Annotated in this window: 12 protein-coding genes; 11 read left to right on the forward strand and 1 reads right to left on the reverse strand. The window is 41.3% G+C overall.

The window, feature by feature from the left end:
- The first annotated feature begins 93 nt into the window (after positions 1-93).
- Entirely contained in the window at positions 94-1,080 is a 987-nt protein-coding gene (locus PI95_RS11135) for a Rieske 2Fe-2S domain-containing protein (RefSeq protein WP_039737461.1), read from the forward strand.
- Between the two features lie 12 nt (positions 1,081-1,092).
- Here the strand turns inward: PI95_RS11135 and PI95_RS11140 are convergent, their stop codons facing one another.
- A complete protein-coding gene (locus tag PI95_RS11140) occupies positions 1,093-7,422 on the reverse strand; it encodes a translocation/assembly module TamB (protein WP_063842287.1) in 6,330 nt (2,109 codons plus the stop codon).
- A 512-nt stretch (positions 7,423-7,934) separates the two neighbouring features.
- Here PI95_RS11140 and PI95_RS11145 point away from each other — a divergent pair.
- From PI95_RS11145 to PI95_RS11185, 10 genes are all read left to right on the forward strand, one after another.
- A complete protein-coding gene (locus tag PI95_RS11145; protein ID WP_039737463.1) occupies positions 7,935-8,387 on the forward strand; it encodes a DUF3110 domain-containing protein in 453 nt (150 codons plus the stop codon).
- 87 nt (positions 8,388-8,474) lie between these two features.
- The gene (murQ, locus tag PI95_RS11150; RefSeq protein ID WP_039737467.1) at positions 8,475-9,395 is read left to right on the forward strand and encodes an N-acetylmuramic acid 6-phosphate etherase; all 921 of its coding nucleotides are present in this window, start codon (positions 8,475-8,477) and stop codon (positions 9,393-9,395) included.
- 346 nt (positions 9,396-9,741) lie between these two features.
- Positions 9,742-10,296 (forward strand): GTP-binding protein, encoded by a 555-nt coding sequence (locus PI95_RS11155; protein ID WP_039737469.1) that lies wholly within the window; start codon positions 9,742-9,744, stop codon positions 10,294-10,296.
- 837 nt (positions 10,297-11,133) lie between these two features.
- On the forward strand, positions 11,134-12,330 hold the full coding sequence (locus tag PI95_RS11160; protein ID WP_039737471.1) for a response regulator: 1,197 nt from the start codon (positions 11,134-11,136) through the stop codon (positions 12,328-12,330).
- A gap of 336 nt (positions 12,331-12,666) precedes the next feature.
- The gene (locus tag PI95_RS11165; protein WP_039737473.1) at positions 12,667-13,029 is read left to right on the forward strand and encodes a response regulator transcription factor; all 363 of its coding nucleotides are present in this window, start codon (positions 12,667-12,669) and stop codon (positions 13,027-13,029) included.
- An 85-nt stretch (positions 13,030-13,114) separates the two neighbouring features.
- Positions 13,115-13,588: a chemotaxis protein CheW gene (locus PI95_RS11170; protein ID WP_039737475.1), complete on the forward strand. Its 474-nt coding sequence runs from the start codon at positions 13,115-13,117 to the stop codon at positions 13,586-13,588.
- Positions 13,589-13,668: 80 nt separating this feature from the next.
- Complete coding sequence (locus PI95_RS11175) at positions 13,669-17,706, forward strand: GAF domain-containing protein (RefSeq protein WP_039737478.1); 4,038 nt, start codon at positions 13,669-13,671, stop codon at positions 17,704-17,706.
- Positions 17,707-17,750: 44 nt separating this feature from the next.
- Positions 17,751-18,146 (forward strand): four helix bundle protein, encoded by a 396-nt coding sequence (locus PI95_RS11180; RefSeq protein ID WP_039738247.1) that lies wholly within the window; start codon positions 17,751-17,753, stop codon positions 18,144-18,146.
- A gap of 32 nt (positions 18,147-18,178) precedes the next feature.
- On the forward strand, positions 18,179-18,310 hold the full coding sequence (locus PI95_RS36765) for a hypothetical protein (RefSeq protein WP_268896742.1): 132 nt from the start codon (positions 18,179-18,181) through the stop codon (positions 18,308-18,310).
- Entirely contained in the window at positions 18,307-21,945 is a 3,639-nt protein-coding gene (locus tag PI95_RS11185) for a hybrid sensor histidine kinase/response regulator (protein WP_039737479.1), read from the forward strand. The genes PI95_RS36765 and PI95_RS11185 overlap by 4 nt, the downstream gene beginning before the upstream one ends.
- Positions 21,946-22,250 lie beyond the last annotated feature (305 nt).

Genomic DNA, 22,250 nt, shown 5'->3' on the forward strand with positions numbered 1-22,250 from the left:
AAGATTGCGCTAATTGTCGGAAGATTGCGCGAGACAGCTTTGAAGTGCCAATACTAAACTCAGTGTAATTAACTCAATTAATCGGAGACATTTATGTCCATGCTGCAAGGGGCACCGTGGCTATTAGCACATCGCGCTATGCTGAAAAATCAACCGATGAAAGTATCACTCTACGGCAACGACTACGTACTTTGGCAAGACAGTAAAGGTAAGATTAGTTGCTTGCCGAATGCCTGCCCTCACATGGGTGCTATGCTTTCCGAAGGTTGGTGTGTAACCAAGCCAGATAATAGTAGTACAGTGGCTTGTCCGTTTCATGCATTGGAATTTGATAGCGCTGGCTGTACAGTTTTACCAGGTTCCGACAAGCCAACAAAATCCTTAATCAAGCCATTAGAGTTAATTATTCAAGGCAATTTTATATGGTCTTACGGTGGATATGAACCGAAGATTCCTATCCCAACAGTAATGAATGAAATTGCAGCAGAGTACGAATTTATTGGTTTTACAGGAAATTGCAGCATCAAAACCGATATTCTCACTCTGCTGCTAAACATGCACGACTACAATCACCAAAATGGTACTCATCGTCAGTTATTTGAGATTGAAGAAGTTCAGCTTAAACAGTTTATCGACAACGGATTTCACTCTCATGCTTATATCGATCAACCAAGAACCAAACCTAAATTCCGCGACATCCTGAAAAACCCGGCACTTTTATTAATGCCAAAAGTGCTTCAGGCTCATTTAGAAAACTTCTTTCCCTACATGGGAATAATGCATGGTGAAAGTCCGCTTTTAAGCCTCAAAGAGTGTCATTTTTACATTCCCGAATCAGCAAATCAATCTCGCGTTTACGTTCTCATGTTCATGAAAGCACACACTCCCATTGCCCATCTGCTCAAAGGAAATCTTCTGCGGTTGATTGAAGTCGTTATTGAGCAAGACGCTGACATTTTAGGCAAACTTTATGCGAATACGCCTCAGCATATTAAACTCAATAATGAAGTTGGCATCGATTGGGTGCGGCGAAATTTTGAGAATTTCCCCACAGTTGTAGAACCGAATCTTTCTCGTTAAATCAATGCCCAATTAAAACCGCTTTTCATACTCCAACACAGCATTAATGCCACATGAGTAAGTAGCAAAGTTGTCTTCATCGTTACCACTTCCGGCAGAACAATTAGAGTTAGAGAATAAAGGCGCAGAACCACGCAAACGCAAGTTATCATTTATTCGGTAGTTAACACCTAATTGTAAAGGGTCTTCGGCAGTCAAAATCTTGATGCCGGAAAAAGAAATTCTCGGAGTAATATCAATTCCAGCCTCAGCTCCCAATTCCAGACTAGAAGAATCACTGACTGCTGAAATAGTTGGGAATAAACGGAATTCACTTAAACCAAATGCATTGCCAATCTGGTTAAAAGTTCCCTGAAGGTTGAGAGCTGAACCTGCTAAGTTAGCAAGTGCCAGCGTACTGTCCCCACTTCCCAGCGTGTTTACAAAGCTACCACCAAGCAAAGCCACAATTTCGGTTTCGCTGCGTGCGGGACTACTTGTCAATTCTAAATTTTGGTTAAGTTGGCTAGCCAAACCTTCAACACGCGCTTCAACTTGAATAGTTCTGATCGGTTCAAAGTTGGGAATAAGACCATCGCTATCGTTGATTTCCGATGATACTGATGTGGTGGGAACCCGGTTCGGAACCGTATCTAGTACCTTGGCAAATAGCCTGACATTCAATTCCGGATCGAGTCCTCTCTCTGGGGTAAAAATTGCAGTTTGTTCGTAGCCACGGGCAAGATTGAACTGCGTAGTATACAAATTTACTCCCCCATTTCGCAAGGTAATAGTTCCATCAGGTAACAAATTACCCAAAGCGCCGTTGATGGTGAGGGTGCCAGTAGCCCCAAAACTGATAAGAGGTGGACGGGTAACTTTTACGTTTTTGGCTAACTCAATCTCTAGATTATTAAACCTGGTCGTTGTCGTAGCCGCGCCGTTAGTAGGATTGTTTTTGTTCTGTTTGAGGGCTTTGGTTTGAGGTGGAACGCCTACATTATTAGTTCCCGGGTTAGTGGCATTATTAGATTCTGCTAACAACACTTGACCATTTGTCAACTGTACTTTGCCGCCAATTATTGGGCTAAGGGCAGCACCAGTAATTTTTACATCGCCACTGACACCACCTTCATACAATCCTTTGAGATTTAACGCCAACTGGTCAAGAGTAACTCTTAAGGGATTGTTTATTTGTACTTGTCGATTCTCGGAAATGGGAATCTCTCCCGCCGCTGCTACTTTACCCCGGCTATAATTAGCCTGGACATTTTCCACTGTTATACTGTTAAAGTTAAACAGCACTCTGCCGTTGACATCTGTCAGTTGTCCTGGTAAAGCTTGAGCCGAAAAAACACCATTGTTGATACTAGCAATTCCATTAACAACTGGATCTTTTCTTGTCCCGCGCACCGTTAAGTCTATTTCTCCTTGACCATTTTCCAAGGCAACTTGGTTAGTAAACAGATTTAATAACGCCAATCCTTCATTTTTCACCTTTACATCTAGCTGAATTTCATTGCTATCAGGTGCTGCTGACGCAAAAGGAAACTGGTAGGGAATGCTACCGCTGATGTTAACTGGTTCTGGACCAGAAACCGTAACTCTACTGCCAAAGTTCAGGCGTCCGTTGGCATAAGCGAAACTTGCAGCTGCTGATTCTATTGGTTTTTGATTGAGAGTTCCATCGGTGACTTGCAATTCCCCTCTAGCTTGCGGGTTCTTAATACTGCCTGCTAAAGCTGCTGAAGCGTCCAGATTACCTGTAAAACCAATCGGCAGTTTGACAAAATTATTCAGTACTCCTATAGGGAAATTACTGACTTGTAATTGACCGGATTGTTCTTCACTGCCTATGACACCTGTAAAAGCGATCAGTCTGTTTTGAGACTCCAGTCGTAAAGGTAACAATCTCAGAACGCCATTTTCCAAGCTACCTTCGGCAATTACTTTTTCGGCACTATAACAAAAATCTGTTTCTAAACATTGATTTTGTTCGTCTTTTGCACCCCAAACAAAGTTTTGACCGTTCAAATCAAAGTTTACAGCCAATCCTTTTGTCGTACCTGTTTCCACGGCAACTTCACCGTTAAAAGTGCCGGTTAAATCTGCCAATGCTGGCAAAGGAGAAGCATCCCGCTGCTGTTGATCTTGTTGTGCTAGGAGTGCATCAATTTCATTAAAGCGCAGAAGTTGCGTAAATAACGGCTGATTGGGTAAACCTTGTGGGATGGTGACTAAATCCGCAGCTTTGCCATAAGTTGGTGCTTGGGCACCGCGTTGGAAATCTTGGATTTCAAATAACTGTGCTACAAGCAAGACATCTTGGATATTACCTTGATTGATGTTTACTTTGGCTTGTAGTTGCGGAGTTTTGCCATTTTGGTTAAAAGTGCCGCTGAAAGCATAGCGACTGTTTCCTTTGGCGAATTCGCTATTTGTGAGTGTTGCTATACCGTTGTTGTAGTTGAACTGAGCAGCAAAGCGATCGCCTTTAATTCTGCCTACTTCTGGTTTATCAATATTAATATTACCCGTTGTCGCAAATGTTCGCTGATTAACCTCTAAATCTGCTGATATCAATCCAGCGATCGCACCTACACCCAAGCGAATATTCGGTGGCGGATTTAATTTCAATACCTGCAAGGGGAAATCTCTGACTTGCACTGCCAAATTATCTCCTTGACTGCGACCGATTGCCGATGCTTGCTGCCACTGCACTACAAAGGATTCAGGGCGATTATTTTCATTCAGGTTGAAAGCAATGCGATCGCGTGTCCCTGCTAGATTCAAATTTAAACCACGTCCCTGCACTGATTCAACTTTACCACTCAACACCGGTTCAAAAGCTAAATTATTTACCACCAAGTCGCGTAAATTGAGTTGCCCTTCAACATTTGGCAAAGGTAACTTTCCAGTTACTTGTCCGCTAAAATCAGCTTTTCCTGCCAAGGCTACCGCATTCGGCAGCTTTATAGGCAATTGTTGCAGATTGTAATTTTGTGCTTGTACATTCAGATTTAAATTAGTAATTTCTGGGATACTTGCTTTCGCGTTAACAAATATATCACCACTAACATTTAAATCTGGAGCCGTAGCTTTGACAATCGTCAGCTTTTGACCATTCCAGGCGATCGCAGCATTCAAAGGTTTCTCAAGTCCGGGAATACCTTGAGATAACTGTACATCACCAGCGGCACGCACATCTGATAATTTGGGCGATGCCACTGTTCCCGCTACTTGCAATTCACCGCCCAAATCACCGCGTAACTGCTGATTAAAGCGGTTTAATTCTACACCCTCAGCCGCCACTAAAGCTTCATAGCGACCATTGGCAAGTTGAATATTAGAAGCTGTAACTGTCCCACCTGCAACATTTACCCGCGCTTCACCGGTGGCTTGAATATTTTGCCGTTGGGATGCTTCCAAACTTCCAGCCACATTAAATTGACCGTTTAAATCACCTTGAAACTGCGGTGGTACTTTTGCCAAACGCTGCAAAGGCAGATTATCTGCTATAATTTCCGCTTGATAGCGACCATTGGCAAGTTGGATATTTGAAGCTGTAACTGTACCCTTTCCAAAATTCACCCTCGCTTGACCGGTGGCTTGAATATTTTGCCGTTGGGATGCTTCCAAACTTCCCGCCACATTAAATTGACCGTTTAAATCACCTTGAAACTGCGGTGGGACTGATGGCAAACGCTGCAAAGGCACATTATTTGCTTGCACTTGTGCTTGATAGCGACCATTCGCCAATTGGATATTCGAGGCTGTAACTGTTCCCTTTCCTAAATTCACCCTTGCCCGACCACTGGCTTGAATAGTTTCTGGTTGAAAGGAAGTAGCGCTGCCTGCTACATTAAATTGACCGTTTAAATCACCTTGAAGCTGTGGCGGTACTGATGGCAAACGCTGCAACGACACGTTATTTGCTTGGACTTGTGCTTGATACACGCCATTAGCAAGTTGAATATTTGATGCCGTGACTGTGCCATTTCCTACATTCACCCGTGCTTGACCAGTTGCTTGGATAGTTTCTGGTGTAATTGATTCGGCGCTTCCCGCCACCTGAAACTGACCGATTAGCCTTCCGCGAAAATCCTTAGTGGCTGGTGATAATTCTTGCACGGCAACATCATTTGCCCGGACTTGTGCTTGATACACGCCATCAGCCAGTCGGATATTTGCAGCTGTGACGGTACCGCCAGCAACGCCCAAACGCGCTTCGCCTGTGGCTTGCAGAGTTTTCAGGCTAAAATTTTCTCTATTGCCTGCAATTTGGAATTTACCCGCCAAAGGTGCTTGTAAAATAGGCGGAGTCTTTTTCAACACTCGTCCCAGTCGCACACCTGATGCGATTAATTGGGCGGAAACGTTTTGGTCTTGCAGCTTGATGTTAGAAATTGCAACAGTACCGCCACCAATTTGAACTCGTCCGTTATCCGAGTCAATTTTGGCAATTTGAAACGGACCGGTAGTGCCGGATAATGTGAAACGACCGTTTAATTGTGCCCCAGCCAAAGAGACATTTTGCAGTTGTTGTTTGTTTACAAACGGTTCTAACTGTAAGCCTTGAGTTTGGGCTACAGCTTGCCAGCGTTGATTGGCAAAACTGCCAGATGCCTGTACTGTACCGCCAGGGAGACTAGCAACCACATTGCGGAAAGAGATGCTTTTATCTGGTGCGATCGCTATTTCACCACTTGTTGGGTAAGTAGCCTGTGGTGCTTGAAAGTCTACCACAGTTTGCACATTACTACCACCGCCACTTAAATTAGCATTACCAGAGACAGTGCCGATTTGCACATTAGACGTATTGACATCGTAAACTTTTGCCAATACATCTCCAGGTAGATTTTTGGCGCGGAAATTGACATTTATTTGGGGAACTTTACCTAAAGCGATCGTTCCACCACCAGTGACATCGCCGCCTAATTTTACCTTACCTTGAATATCTTTCAGGGTAATTAGGGAAGCAGCAGTCGAAAAATCAAATTTACTGCGGAAGCTATCTAAATCAACTTTGTCAATTTTGGCAGGTTTGGTGCTGACAACTGTACCTGAGAGAAATGGCTGTGAGATTCCTCCGCCTATCTGCAAGTCGGTTTTGACTTCTCCAGTTACAGCTAAAGGCGATTTTACCTTAAGAGTTTCTAAAGCATTCGCTACACTTACAGGCTGCGATCGCGCTATCAGCTTAAAGCCAGTTTTTGTATCGATGGTGCCATTAGCCACCACTGGAATTTTACCGTAGCTAGTCGCCACATTATCAACCTTGATTTGCGTACCTTGGAAATTGAGATTTCCTTGGGAATTGATAAATGGTTGTGGCACTTTGGGAATCTGAAATCGCACTGCTTGTAAACTAGCGCTTCCTTGTAGTAAAGGTTGTTTTTTCCCGTTTAATTCAACTTGTAAATTTCCATTAGTTCGCCCCGCCTCTAATATCAGTGGTAATTTAATCAAACTAGTGATATCAGAAGCAAGAAAATCTTGCGCTTGAACCCGTAGTTTAGCTTGTTGTATCCCTCCTCCCTCTACACGCACATCTCCCCCAAGGGCAATTGTGCCCCCAGTACCGGGCAGTCCTTGCAGGTCAAACCTAATCAGTTTGTTGTTTTCCAGAAGTTGAGCCGAACCGTTAAGCTGTGAAAACGCCACTGTTGCAGGAGTGGGGGAGGGGGGGAGGGGGAGAGGGGAAGCAGGGGAAGCAGGGGAAGCAGGGGAAGCAGGGGAAGCAGGGGAAGCAGGGGGAGCAGAAGAAGAAATTTCCCCTTGTCCCCCTTGTCCTCCTTGTCCTCCTTGTCCCCCTAGTCCCCCTTGTCCACCTGCCTCTCGATACGGTACTAAAACCAAGTTGGCATTGCTAAACCGAATTTTGTCCAAATCAGTCTTAATAGCGCCGCTTTTACCTGGCGGTGCGATGCTTGTAGTAATCCAGCGCCCTTGTCGATCCTGTTCTATATAAAGATCCGGATTGACTAAAGTGACATCTAGCTTTAATGTACGCTTGGTGAGTAACTGTAATATATCAAAACCTACATCCACGCCACCAATTGCCACTCGGTCGGGATCTGTAGGTGTTGCTGGAATTGCTGAAGATCCAAAGCTTACTCCAGTAAGAGAAAATCCTTTAACTTTCCCCAGTTTTACAGGACGGTTAAGTGAAGTTGTAAGATTTTGTTCTGCCAGCGGTGCTAACTCTTTTTGGACAAAAATCGACAATCTCCAAGCACCGCCGATAAGTCCAAGCAATAAAAGTCCGCCTAAGGCAATACCACCGCGACTTAGCACTAGAAACCAAAGACGCTTATTAGCACGGGCATTAAAGTTAGGATCTTGATGGGGAGAGTTAGCCATTTGGTTTTACTATTTACTGCCAGATGTAGCTGGTACACAGAAGAAAGCTAACGGACACAGCATTGGACATGTCATTACCAGGATACGCCAAGTCAAGCAGTGATACAGGATAGATTAAGAGGGCGTATAAACGAGAATTAATGAGAAATAACGCTTAATAGCTTGATGTATGGCGATATTCGGACTGTCAAGAAAATCTTAATAATTTGGGAATTGGGAATTAGGTAATGGGTAATTGGTAATGGGTAATGGGTAATGGGTAATGGGCTTTTTTAAGAGGGGAAAAGGGGAGGCAGTGCGGTCTTGGGGTCTCCCCAAGTGGAGCACCTGCCTATGATTGGGGAAAGGGGAAAGGGTAAGAAATCCCCCTGCCCCCCCTGCCCCCCCTGCTTCCCCTGCTCCCCCTGCCCCCCCTGCTCCCCCTCCCCCCTTGTCCCCTTTTCCTTTTCCCCTGCGGTATGGGGTCTCTATCGCGCCATAATTTAATGAATAGATTCAAGATAAAAGGACTGATGATTACACCCATGCGTGTTTTTGTGTTAATTTTTAATGCGCGAACAGAAAATGAGGGAATTCACTCGATTCGGGTAGGCGATGCCGAAGCGGCGCTGCCAGGGGCAGTACGCAATAAAATTCTGATGTTCGAGTCAGAAGACGACGCTACCCGCTATGCTCTGTTGCTAGAAGCTCAGGATTTCGCCTCACCCACAGTAGAAGCGGTAGATGCCGAGGAAATCAAAGAATTTTGTGAAAGTGCTAATTATGACTGGGAAATCGTCCCGGAAAACGGCGAATTAGCCATTCCCCCAGAAACAAACGTACCAGAAACCGACTGGCAACCAAATGCCCCGGAACAGAACAATGATGAAGAATCCCAGCGTCGCAACCAAGCGCCAGAAGAACAACCAGAGTTTTCTGATTCGGAAATCGACAGGATTCGTCGAAAATTAGAAGGATTGTTGTAATTAGTCACTAGTCAATATCTAGATGACAATCATACAACTGACAGTTAATAGTTAAAGGATAATTAACAGATGTAACGGATGTAGACAATGCAAAATTTGCAGGAGCGCGGGCATCTTTTAACTGAGCAGGTAAATCCTAATAGTCTAAACTTAGACCAGCTCAGTTGTTTGGAATTCGTAGAACTGTTTAACAGCGAAGACCAAAAAGCTGTAGCTGCGGTTGAGAAAGCTAAAAATCAGCTAGCCGAAACGATTGAACGCGCCGCAGAACGTTTGCGTCACGGAGGACGCCTGTTTTATGTCGGTGCGGGGACGAGTGGTAGATTAGGAGTTTTAGACGCCGCCGAGTGTCCCCCAACTTTTTGTACACCTCCAGAGTTAGTACAGGGGATAATTGCTGGTGGTGCAGGGGCACTAGTACGCAGTTCCGAAGATTTAGAAGACCGATCGCAAGATGGAGAAGCTGCGATCGCTCAACGACAAATTACACAACTAGATGTAGTCATCGGGATTACCGCCGGCGGTACAACGCCTTTTGTTCATGGTGCGCTTTCCGCCGCTCGTCAGCGGGGAGCCACTACTATTTTTATCGCTTGTGTCCCTGACGATCAAGTTAAGATTAATGTCGATGTTGACATTCGCCTCTTAACTGGACCAGAGGTGCTAGCTGGTTCAACTCGCTTAAAAGCAGGAACAGCAACAAAGCTAGCTTTAAACATCATTTCTACAGGAGTGATGGTCAAGCTCGGCAAGGTTTACGGCAATCGCATGGTTGATGTAGCTGTGACAAATCAAAAGTTACGCGATCGCGCTTTGCGAATTTTGTCAGACCTTACAGGCTTAAGCCGTGAAGCCGCTAATTTGTTACTAGAACGCAGTGGCAAGTGGGTAAAATTAGCACTATTAATGCATTGGACTGGTTTGGAAAAAGAGGAGGGCGATAGGCTCTTGTCAGAGCATCAAAGTAATCTCAGAGCAGCCATTGAAGCAACAAAGAAAAAAGGATAAATCTCCACAAAACCACGAACTATTAGCTAATAGCTAATAACCCTTCGGGTTCGCCAGTCGCTCATGGGGGAAACCCCCAAGACCGCGCTGGCTCACTTTTTTTCCTCTTCTATATCAAGATGCTCTTAATTAGCCCACGTAGGTGGGCTTTGTTCGTATAGCCCTAGGCTTCTAGCCTGCGGGTGAATATGGTATTACGTAATTTTACTTAAACAAATATGAAGCCAAGAATTAGTTGTAAGTAAAACTGCCGTTGGCATTTATGAATTACCTCAGGATAATCATAAGTGCTAATCTTCCAGAAAGAACAATCAGACGAACGTTGTTTATCTTTTATTAAAGTTTTATGGAAATCATGCGCTTGGTTGTGACTGGTCATGTCGGGGCTGGCAAGTCAACTTTCATTCGTTCTATTAGTGAAATTGAAGTTGTAGATACAGATTGTCAAGCAACAGACCAAACAGCATTACTTAAGGAAAAAACTACCGTTGCCTTTGACTTTGGCAAACTGCAATTTTCTCCTGATATGGTGCTGCATCTTTACGGTACACCAGGTCACGAGCGATTCAATTTTCTCTGGAAAATATTAATTAACAAGGCGCACGCTTACATCTTGCTAGTATCAGCTAATCGACCAGAGGAATTTAGCTCCGCTCGTCGAATTGCTGACTACATGAATCGAACGGTACAAATTCCCATGATTATTGGTTTAACTCATGTAGATTGTCCAGGAGCTTGGTCCGAAGAAAATATAGCGATCGCTCTCGGTTATGCTTCAAAGCAAACCCGACCACCAATTGTCACTGTCAGCCCAAATCAAAGTGCCTCCGTAGCTCAAGCAATAATAGCTTTAGTACAACACTATACGCAAAGTTCTTTACCCCAAGAAATCACCGTTTAATCAATATTCGGAAAGTTTTGCCTTTGATTTTTCAATTCTTTGCTTTCTTGACATTGTGGGCTATTTATACTGTTAAATAATAACAGAGTTTTAGCGAAACTAAATCAAGAAATAGATATCAAATTCTTGAAGTTAATATCGTAATTTTTCCAGCTTTGCCAGTTAATACAACGTTGGGCTTATGCCTTCACTCGCAATAACTGTTGCAAACTGAACAACTTAGCTTGTCTTTTTTGCCAAATTTACTTATTATACAGAATCAAGTAGTTTATTAAGTGCGATCGCTCAGATCTAACCGCACTTCTCAAAATATTATTTCCTATTTTTTATATAAATTAAAATTTTCCACTCTTCATTTATAAAAAATATTATAAAATTATACTGTTTAGTAGACATAGAACAAACCCTAACTCATCTTAAAATTAAAAAGAATAATACAATATATCTAAAATTTTTAAATTCACTTCAAAATAAAAATCAGGATTTACACGGATTTGTTTCAGCGGGCAAAATCGTAAGATGATACATGACTGTATAGTGCATCTTTATCTTGAAATGAGCGCAATTCCACGTTTTTTAGGGAAATGTTGCCAGGGATGTAGGGTATGAGTGAAGGTAAATTCTACGCCGGATTACTTCTCTCAAGGGACAGTTAATGCTGCCTCTATTTCCCCCAATATTCTCAATCTATACTTAAGAACGCTCTATATCATTACAATACAGAATAAATGGCTACTATCCGGATTAATTTGTTAGTATCCAGTGTATGAATGAAAAGATACTATATAGCTAATTATGGTTTTTTAAGGGCTGACTTGTTAATCAAAGGAATAAAGCATGAGTCATCCGGAATTGATAGTACCGAATAACTTAGTTGATGAATTTAAAAGTTGTACTCAACTACAATACAGTGGCAAATTAAATATTAAAAGTTCCAAGGGACATAAATGGGCTTTTTACTATCGGTTAGGACGGATAGTTTGGGCAACAGGGGGGACTCATCCGTTTCGCCGCTGGCGTAGACATATGGCTCAACATTGTCCGGAAATTGATGTAGAGAAAATGCGGTTGCGCGTTGAGGATATATCAATTGACTATTGGGGTTATCGCCTTTTGGAAGTCTTGCATGAAAAACAGAAAATTAAACGTGAGCAAATCAACTTTATTGTAGAAAATACAGTCACAGAATTGTTATTTGACCTTGCTCAACAAGCAAATTTTGCCTCTGTTAGTTGCGATCGCAACCAAGAAGTTATCTTGGAAGCACCAATGAGCTTCACAAATGCAGACATGTCTCTGAAGCTGATGCAAGAAACGTGGAAAAATTGGTCTGAAGCTGGTTTAGCGAGTTTTTCTCCTGATTTAGCACCAATTTTGCGAAGACCAGAGCAACTCCAGCAACAGGTTAGCTTATCTGTCTACAAAAACTTTGTGACTTTAATCAACGGCAAATATACTCTGCGAGATTTAGCAGTCAAAATGAAGCAGAGTGTACTCCCAGTCGCCCGTTCTTTACTTCCTTATATACTAAAAGGACTCATTGAACTGGTAGAAGCGCCTGATTTACCCTTAGCAGTCACCCAAGTTAAAAAGAACTCTACTCCTCTACAACCAAAGACCCCAGCAGTTCCATTAATAGCCTGTGTAGATGATAGCCCTCAGGTCTGTCAAATGTTAGAACAGATTCTGATCCCAAACGGACTGAGGTGTATCAAAATTCAAGATCCCGTGCAAGCGCTACCAATTCTAATTGAGCATAAGCCAGACTTAATTTTTTTAGATTTAGTAATGCCCGTTGCTAGTGGTTATGAAATCTGCGCTCAGTTACGGCGAATTTCTGTCTTCGCTAACACACCCGTGATTATCTTAACAGGCAGTGATGGTTTGTTTGATAGAGTTCGTGCCAAAGTCGTAGGTTCTACGGACTTTATCACAAAACCAGTAGTCGCTGATAAAGTAATGACTGTGGTACGTAAGTATGTGCAGGCTCAATCGTCAGTAAAGAGCGGATCTGATTTGCAGGTTTGTCATTAAGGATTGATAGTTAATCTTCGATGATTTATCAAAGCGCTAATCATAAAGTCAGCCCTAAATATTAGGTTGGCATTTAGAGATAGCTATACCACAACATATTTAAAACTCTTATCTGATATGACCTCAACCCAGGCTTCGCAACTTGGATTTGAAAGAATACAGATAAAAAGATTATGTATCGTAACCAAGCATCATTTTTAAATTTTTAATGTCAAAATTGTGAAGCCTAAGTACTTTCACGCTCGCCAAATTTAAAAACGATGAATCAAAATTAGATAAAGTCAAAAACTTGCACTTGTTTAATTTAAATACACAATTCATTATTAGGTAATTACCATGAATACTGTTTTAGTAGTTGAGGACGGTTTGACCGATATGAAAATCCTCAGCGGTTACTTGCAACAGGCAGGTTTTTCTGTGATTAGTGCCACAAGCAGTGAAGAAGCTCAGGAAAAATTAAATCACAATCAACCAGATTTAATATTTCTCGACGTAATTTTGCCTGGAAAAAGCGGCTTTGAAATTTGCCGAGAGTTGAAAAATAATCCCATTACTAGCAAAATACCTGTAGTTTTTTGCTCCACGAAAGATAGTGATGTCGATAAAATGTGGGGCACTTTGTTAGGAGCAGATGCTTATCTTTCTAAACCGATAAATCCAGAACAATTAGTTATAACATTAAAACAATTGATTAAATAGTTTTTGATATATTTTTAATTAATACAAAAAAACTATTTAATTATTGTCAATCAATAAAAAGACACTTGTCAAAGGATAAATAACTTTGAACTCAGAGCAAAAGTTTTTAAGTTTTAATTTAGGTGCAAAAGATACAGCTGTAATTTCGTTGCAGCATATTACAGAAGTATTGCAAGTGTCATTAACGGAAATATGTGGTGTACCGCAAATGCCTAGTTGCGTTTTAGGTATCTACAACTGGCGCGGCGAAATGCTTTGGTTAGTTGATTTACAAAATATGCTCGGTTATACACCACTTTCGCAAGGGGTAAATTTACTATCAAAAATGATGGCTCTTGTGGTGCAAAACGAAGGGAAATCTTTGGGACTTTTGGTGCGCCAGCTTATCGATATTGAATTGCTAGATACAAAGCAGATAAAATTCCCAAACGCAGAATTATTTTCACGAGAAATGTCAGATTTTTTGCAGGGATATTTCATTAATGACTCAGAGGAGATGATTATTGCTGTTGATGCTGCGGCAATTATCCAAGCTTCCATTTGGGAAATTCATAATTGAAAATTTGGTAACTACAAAAACAAATTTTGATTACCAAATATATAATCGCAATTTTTACTTAACAAATCGAGGTATATGAAATGACAAATTTATTTCAAGATAATAAAGAAAACGGTCATCATGCTGTTGATGCTAAAAATTTAGAAAATAACAACGCAAGCAATAATATAGATAATAATATTTATAATAATCAAATATTGGTCGAATTAAACGTTGTTGAACAGCATTTTAAAAGTTGGCGACGGCAGTTGCAAGATATGGCAACGCAAATACGTCAAGCTTCAGATCAAGACACGTTAGTAAAAATCACGACTGCACAAGTCAGAGAAAAAATTGCGTGCGATCGCGCTCTTATTTATCGCTTTAATTCTGATGATTATGGTGTTGTCTTAGCAGAGTCAAAAACAGTCGGTTGGACACCTGCAAGTCGCGAAAAGCTTCCGGCTATTATTTTTGGTTTAGCTGCAAGTCAAGATTATTTAGCAGAAGAATTTGTTGCTATCGAAGATACAAATAAAATAGAAATCACTCCCTATCAATTGCAACTGCTGGATAAATTTCAAATCAAGGCAAGTTTGAGTATACCGATTTTATTAAAAGGTGAAATTTGGGGCTTGTTGGTAGTTCAAAATTGCGTTGCACCGCGTCAATGGCAAGAAGTTGAAATTAGCTTACTATCTCAAATTATAACAGAGTTAATCCACAAATTACAGGATTTTGAATTTGAAAAAAAACTGCAACAGCAACAAGTAGAACATACATCTATTACCAAAGTCATTGATAAAATTCAACGAGCATCAAGTCTGGATAGAATATTTCAAACTACTACTCAAGAAGTACGTCAATTATTGCAATGCGATCGCGTAGCAATATATCGTTTCAATTCTGACTGGAGTGGCGAGTTTATTGCTGAGTCTGTAGGTAATGAATGGGTGAAAGTTGTCGGATCCGGAATTAAAACTGTCTGGGAAGATACCCACTTGCAAGAAACTCAAGGTGGACGTTATCGCAATAATGAAACCTTTATTGTTAATGACATTTATCAAGCAAATCATGCTCCTTGCCATCTAGATATTTTAGAACAATTTGAAGTCAAAGCATATGTAATTGTTCCTGTATTGTCTGGTACAAAATTATGGGGATTGCTAGCAGCTTATCAAAACTCAGGAACTCGTGAGTGGCAAGCTTGGGAAGTTAAATTATTAAATCAGTTCGGGATAAACTTTGCTGTAGCAGTATCACAAGCAGAAAATTTAGAACAAGTGCGGTTGAAATCTGAGGAATTAACTCAGATAGCTGAACAAGAAACAGCTTTAACCAAAGTAATCAATCGCATCCGACAAACCTTAGATGTAGATGCTATTTTCAAAACAACTACTCAAGAAGTACGTCAATTATTACAATGCGATCGCGTAGCAGTATATCGCTTCAACCCCGATTTTAGTGGCGAGTTTGTCGCTGAATCTGTAGCTAATAGTTGGGTAAAATTGGTAGGACAAGGTATCAAAACTGTTTGGGAAGATACTCACCTAAAAGAAACTCAGGGAGGACGTTACCGCAACAATGAAGCATTTGTAGTTAATGACATTTATCAAGTTGGTCATTCCCCCTGCCACATAGACATTTTGGAACAATTTGAAGCCAAGGCATATATGATTGTTCCTGTATTTTATGGACAAAAATTATGGGGTTTGCTAGCAGCTTATCAAAACTCCAAAACTCGTAATTGGCAAATTAGGGAAGTCAATTTGTTAACTCAAATTGCTGTGCAATTTGGCGTAGCTGTTTCACAAGTAGAATACATCCAACAAACTCAAGAGCAATCTCAAAAACTTGCTCGCACAGCAGAACGTCAGCAAAATTTAATTTTCCTCACTCGCAAAATTGGAGAAGCACTAGCAGAAAAAGTTACAGAATCTTCGGCATTTGCTACTATTTTGCAAACGACAGCGGCTGAAGTTCGCCGATTATTACAAGTGGATCGCACCGTTGTTTATCGCTTCAATGCTGATTGGAGTGGCGAATTTGTAGCTGAATCTGTTGGCAAAGATTGGATTCCTTTTACAGAACAACAATTTCAAAGAAGCTCTCTACAAAATAACGGTGATTGCAATACCATCCGCACTCTTGCAGGAGTCAACATTAAAGATACTTATTTACAAGAAAATAAAGGAGGTCGTTATCAACAGAAAACCACTTTTGTGGTCGATGATATCTACAAAGCTGGGTTTCCTGCTTGCTACATTGAACTTCTAGAACAATTTGAAGCAAAGGCTTATCTGACTGTTCCCATTTTTAAAGAAGGCAAACTTTGGGGATTGCTAGCTAGTTATCAAAATTCACAAGGCAGACATTGGGAAGAGTTTGAAGTAAATGTGATGACGCAGATTGCTGTGTTGCTGGGAGTAGCTATGCAACAATCGGAAACATTAGAGCAGTTGCAGCGACAATCTCACGAAGTCGCAAAGACCGCAGAACGCGATCGCGCTGTCGCCAAAATCATTGATAAAATCAGACAATCCCCAGACATTGAAGCGATTTTCACTACATCCACAAAAGAAGTGCGATCGCTACTCAACACCGACCGTGTAGCCGTTTATCGCTTCAATTCAGATTGGAGTGGCGAATTTATTTCTGAATCTGTGACTGCTGGCTGGAGCAATCTGGTAGAAAAGCAGTATAAAATCTTACGCTTGCAAGAGAGCGTTAGTAATTGCAATGCAATGCAAAGGCTGATCCAAAGTAGTAAACTACAGACAAATAGCAAAGCGATCGCAGACACATACTTACAAGAAACCCAAGGTGGGAGATTCCGTCATAAACAAAGTTATGCGGTTGCAGATATCTACAACGCGGGATTTTCGGCTTGTTACATAGAAGTTTTGGAAGAGTATGAAGCTAAAGCTTATGCGATCGTTCCGATTTTTCAGGGACAAAAACTCTGGGGAATGTTAGCAGCTTATGAAAATAAGAGTCCGCGTGAATGGGAAGAATCAGAAGTCAAATTACTAGCACAAATTGGCGACCAGTTGGGGATAGCATTACAACAAGCTGAATATCTGCAACAACTACAGACACAATCGGCACAATTAGCAGAAGCAGCAGCAAAAGACAAGGCTGCCAAAGAGCTATTGCAGAAAGGAGCCATGCAGTTACTCAGTGCAGTTAGACCCGCACTCAACGGAGATTTGACGGTGCGTGCGCCGATTACAGAAGACGAGTTAGGCACAATCGCCGATGCTTACAATAATACCCTGCAAGCGCTGCGGCAAATTGTCATCCAGGTGCAGTCAGCAGCTCAACAAGTCGCCCAAACCTCTAGTAACAGCGATGCTTCATTAGCGACACTAACAACCTTGGCAAAGCAACAGTCCGAAGAAATTAACGAAGCTTTAGGCGAGATTCAACAGATGGTGGACTCTACTCAAGGTGTAGTGGCTAATGCAGAGTTGGTACAAGTAACAGTGCAACAAGCCAACCAAACTGTCGAATCTGGCGATGCAGCGATGAACCGGACTGTAGAAGCAATCCAAGGAATCCGCGAAACTGTTGCTCAAACCAGCAAAAAGATTAAACGTTTGAGTGAATCTTCACAGAAGATATCCAAAGTGGTGAATTTGATTAGTAATTTTGCCACGCAGACAAACGTATTAGCTCTGAATGCTGCTATTGAAGCGACTCGTGCGGGCGAATATGGCAAAGGTTTTGCAGTTGTAGCTGATGAAGTACGTTCTTTGTCTCGTCAATCAGCCGCAGCGACGATAGAAATTGAAAAATTAGTTCAGGAAATTCAAGCTGAAACAGGGGAAGTAGCAGTTGCAATGGAAACAGGAATTCAGCAGGTTGTAGAAGGTACAAATCTGGTGAATGAAACCCGGCAAAACTTGAATGCGATCGTAGCGGCTACTGCTGAAATTAGTCAGTTACTACAGCGAATTACCGAAGCTACCCAAACACAAATGGTGCAATCTGTTTCGGTAACAGCTTCAATGAAAGATGTAGCAACAATTGCTAACAATACTTCTACTGAAGCTTACGAAATTGCCAATGTTTTCCAACAATTATCAGGAATGGCGCAAGAACTATTGGCTAGTGCAAGTAAGTTTAAAGTGAATTAAAAAAGCAGGGAGTAGGGAGTAGGGAGTGGGGAGTGGGGAAAGAAATGGCAAATTGTGAAATTCGCTCTTATCAGGATTTACAAGTTTGGCAAGAAGGAATGAATTTAGCTGAAGCTTGCTATCAACTAACGAGGACATTTCCAAAAGACGAACTTTACGGAATGACTTCACAGATTCGTCGAGCATCTGCGTCAATTCCAGCTAATGTCGCCGAGGGCTATGGGCGGGAGTATCGAGCAGAATACATAAGACATCTCCGAATAGCGCAAGGCTCTCTCAAAGAGCTAGAAACTCACCTGCTACTCTCAGCCAGAGCCGGGGTTGGACTGACAACAACTCAAGCAGTTAATCCAATTTTGAATAAATCTGAATCTGTAGGAAAACTGCTTCGCGCTCTAATTCGTTCTTTAGAGAAAAAGGGAGTAGGGAGTGGGGAGTAGGGAGTGGGGAGTAGGGAGTAGGGGAAGAAATTTTGAACGAAGCAAATAGAGTGCCGATCGAGTCTTACCCCCATTCCCCATTCCCCATTCCCCATTCCCCATTCCCCACTCCCCACTCCCCATTCCCCACTCCCCACTCCCCACTCCCCACTCCCCACTTATGATTACAGATCCTTCAATTCGCGAACAAGGCTACATTTACTTTTTAACTGAAGCGCCAGAGTTACTTCAAATTATTGAGCAAGAACTCTTCAGCTTATCAGCAGGTTCTAGTACTGCTAAAGTACATAATTTAATGCGAGCAACTCATACAATTAAAGGGGGAGCCGCTAACGTTGAATTAGAGGTAATTAAAACTGTAGCTCATTATTTAGAAGATGTATTTAAGGCTCTTTATAACCCAGATTTGGTTATTGATAACGAGTTACAAACTCTTCTATTACAAGCTTACGAATGTTTGCGCTTACCATTAACGGCAGAACTTAACGGAACTTCTATTAATGATGAAGAAATTCTTCAACGAGCAGCTTCAGTGTTTGCACAATTGCAAGAAAAACTGGGTGATGCTTTTGGCGCTGAGACTTATATTCCTACTTCGATAGAATTGGGATTTGATATTGTTCAGTCTGTCTTTGAAGTTGGAGTTGGACAACGTTTAGAAAGCATGGTGGAAATTATTAAAGATCCACCAGATAATGCTGAACTCATCAATTTATTACGTTCTCAGGCTGAGGTATTTATCGGCTTGGCTGAATCTCTAAATTTACCTGGGTTTGGAGAACTTGCCCAAACAATTCTTGTTGCGCTGGAAGTTAACCCCACCCAAGCGCGTCAAATTGGGGAAATTGCCGTTGCAGATTTGCAGCAAGCACGAGAAGCAGTTTTAGCAGGCGATCGCGATCGTGGTGGAGAACCTTCCCTAGCTTTGCAAAAATTCACCACACTAGCAGATGATAACCTGTCACTTACCGATTTAACTGATGTCACAAATGAACTATCAGATAAATCTTCTATAAACTCTCCTGCTTCATCATTTGTCACCACATCTTTAAGAAGCGAAATTCAAGAATTATACAAATATTTTACCATACCAGGTAACAATAATGTACTGTTACAACCAGCAGTTGCCAAGTTTTATTTAAAAGTAATTCGCTACATTCTCGGATGGTTTAATCATGAAAAAGACATTGTTGAGCAAGAATTGAGTTTGGCTTTGCTTGTTCCTAAATCAGATGTAAATAATCCGGTCACTTATCTGGAAAATTGGCTAAAAGAATTTTTTGACTTTTTGCAGAATGAAGAAGATAGCCAGAGCCTAAGCCTTTATCGCCAAGGCGTAATTTTAACTATTATTCTTGCCGTTGCTAAATATGAATATAAAAACGCTGATAGCATACCATTAATTCAAACAATACAAAATAAAATTATAAACTTAGCAAAAGAATATAAAAATTATCCTTCTGTTACTCCTCAAGAAAAAAATTGGCTTGTTCATCATAAATTACAAAAACTGTTAGAAATTAAAGAAATATCTACACCTCTTGAATCAACCGACAACGCATTAGACGCAATATGGGGAGAAGAAATCACCCCTGCTGTAGTTGTAACAACGCAAAATGAAGCAGAAACTAACACTTACGAACCTTCAGAAAATACTGACTTATTAACTGTTAGTCAGCAAGATATTCCTGAAGCGATTGTTGAAGTCCTCCCTGATTCAACCACAATAATTAACAGCCAAATCGAAGAAAAACCACAACCTACCCCAACTAAAAATTCTCGGCAACGTTCATTTGTGAGAGTGGATGTAGAGGGACTGCAACGCCTAAATTATCTAGCAGGAGAATTATTAATTTATCACAAACGCCGGACTTTGCAGGATGAACAACTCACAGAAAAAATTGAACAATTATTTCAGCAACTTAATAGACACCAAACGACTTTAAATCAATTACGCGATTTACCACTACAGTTGCAAAATTTTGCTCGACAAAATCGCCAAAATTTTGCGGCAGTGGACTTCGACTCTTTGGAAATGGATGAATATACAGAATTTAATCTGGTATTATATTCAGCTTTAGAAGAGACACTGCAACTGCAAGAAACTACAGAGTCACTTGATTTACTGCTCAGACAATCGGTTCAAATTCACGAGAAAAAACAGCGTTTAGCATTAGGTATTATTGATAATCTCGTGGAAGCGCGGATGTTGCCTTTGGGGAATATTTTGGAACGCTTTCCCCAGATGGTACAGAATTTGGGGAATGTTTATAGCAAAATTGTAGAATTGAAACTTACTGGCACAGCTGTGTTAGTCGATAAAGCGATCGCCGAAAAGTTATACGATCCTTTATTGCACTTGGTACGTAATGCTTTTGACCACGGAATTGAACCTCCGGAAGTTCGACGCGATCGCCAAAAACCCGAACAAGGTGTTATTGAAATTCGTGCTTATCATCAAGGTAGTCAAACTATTATTGAAGTTCGCGATGATGGTCAAGGTTTGAACTTAGAAAAAATTCATCATAAAGCGATTGAATTAGGTCTTATATCTGCTGACGATAAAGCTAGAGGCTATACTTATAACCCGACAGAATCAGTTTTGTTAGAGTTAATGTTTGCACCGGGATTTTCCACCGCTGGTAAGGTGAGTGAAATTTCTGGACGCGGTATGGGATTGGACATTGTACGCTCTCAATTGCTGGCACTTAATGGTTCTATTTCAGTTCAATCATTGCCTAATCAAGGAACAACTTTTATACTCAAAATTCCTTTTTCTATGACTACTGATAGATTAATGTTAGTTCAAGCGGGTAGTGCTGTTTATGCCTTGCTGTTGGATAGTATCGAAAAAATCTTGATTCCCTCTAGTGAGCAAATCAAGGAATTTGAAGGCAAAAAAGTTTTGCACTGGAACACAGGCAAGGATGAGCGGATGGTTAGCCTGCGTAAACTTTCAGAGTTGATAAACTATAATGGTTCATTTGCTAGCGGGAATATATCGCAGAATCACATAACGAATTATGACACAGTAGTAAAGTCTAATCCTGTACTTTTACTACGGCGAAATCAAGAAGTTTTGGGTTTAGAAGTTGACCAAAGAATCGGTGAACAAGAGCTAGTAATCAGACCTTTAGGAAATGCGATCGCTCCCCCAAAATATGTTTATGGTTGTAGTAGTTTAGCCAATGGTACTCTCATCTTAGTAATTGATAGTGCCCTGCTGTTACAGTCTGGCGAAATGCAAGCAACACTTGATATGATGACGCAGCCAACAGCGCATTTGTTAAAGAAAAAAGCTTTCCCTTCAGGTTTAACTGGTTCTACTACACCGCTACTCAATTTATCTGCTGCAAGCAAGCAGCCTAGTCAATTAGCGCCAAATAACAACTCATTAAAAGTAATTTTAGTAGTAGATGATGCAATTAGTCTCCGCCAAACCCTTTCTCTCACCTTACAAAAATCTGGCTACCAAGTCTTACAAGCCGAAAATGGTGTAGATGCTTTAGAAAAGTTGGAGCAGCATCCGGAAATTCAGGTTGTAATTTCCGATTTGGAAATGCCGCGAATGAATGGTTTTGAGTTATTAAGTAATATTCGTCAAAACCCAAAATTGATAAAAAAACCTGTAGTAGTTCTTACTTCTCGCAGTGCAGAAAAACATCGCCAATTGGCACAAGCTTTAGGCGCAAATGCTTACTTGACCAAGCCTTATTTAGAAAATGAGTTTCTCTCTACTGTCGAGAGTTTAATCAGCAAAGATGTTGATAATTTGACTCAGTTAGTGATGAATCATTAATAGAAGCGCAAAGGCAAGAACAAATGACACTACATAGTAGCTTTACCGTCTGGATTTGTTGTCATAGGAGATGGCAGGCTCCAACTCAGGCGTCGCAGCAAACCTCCCCTGCCACCCCAGGACTTATAAGCTGCCCCTAGCCTCCTGTAATTCAGGCAGCAGGCAGATTACGCCAGTTCCCACCCTCAGGAATCATCGCCACACTTTATAGTTCAGACATTCTGATAATAAACGCAATTGGTGGCGATAAGCAGGCGGCAAGCCGCTATTTTACCAGGCTCCAAGGGCTGGGCTGCGCCGCACTC

The sequence above is a fragment of the Hassallia byssoidea VB512170 genome, assembly GCF_000817785.2.
Taxonomy (GTDB): domain Bacteria; phylum Cyanobacteriota; class Cyanobacteriia; order Cyanobacteriales; family Nostocaceae; genus Hassallia; species Hassallia carrinoi.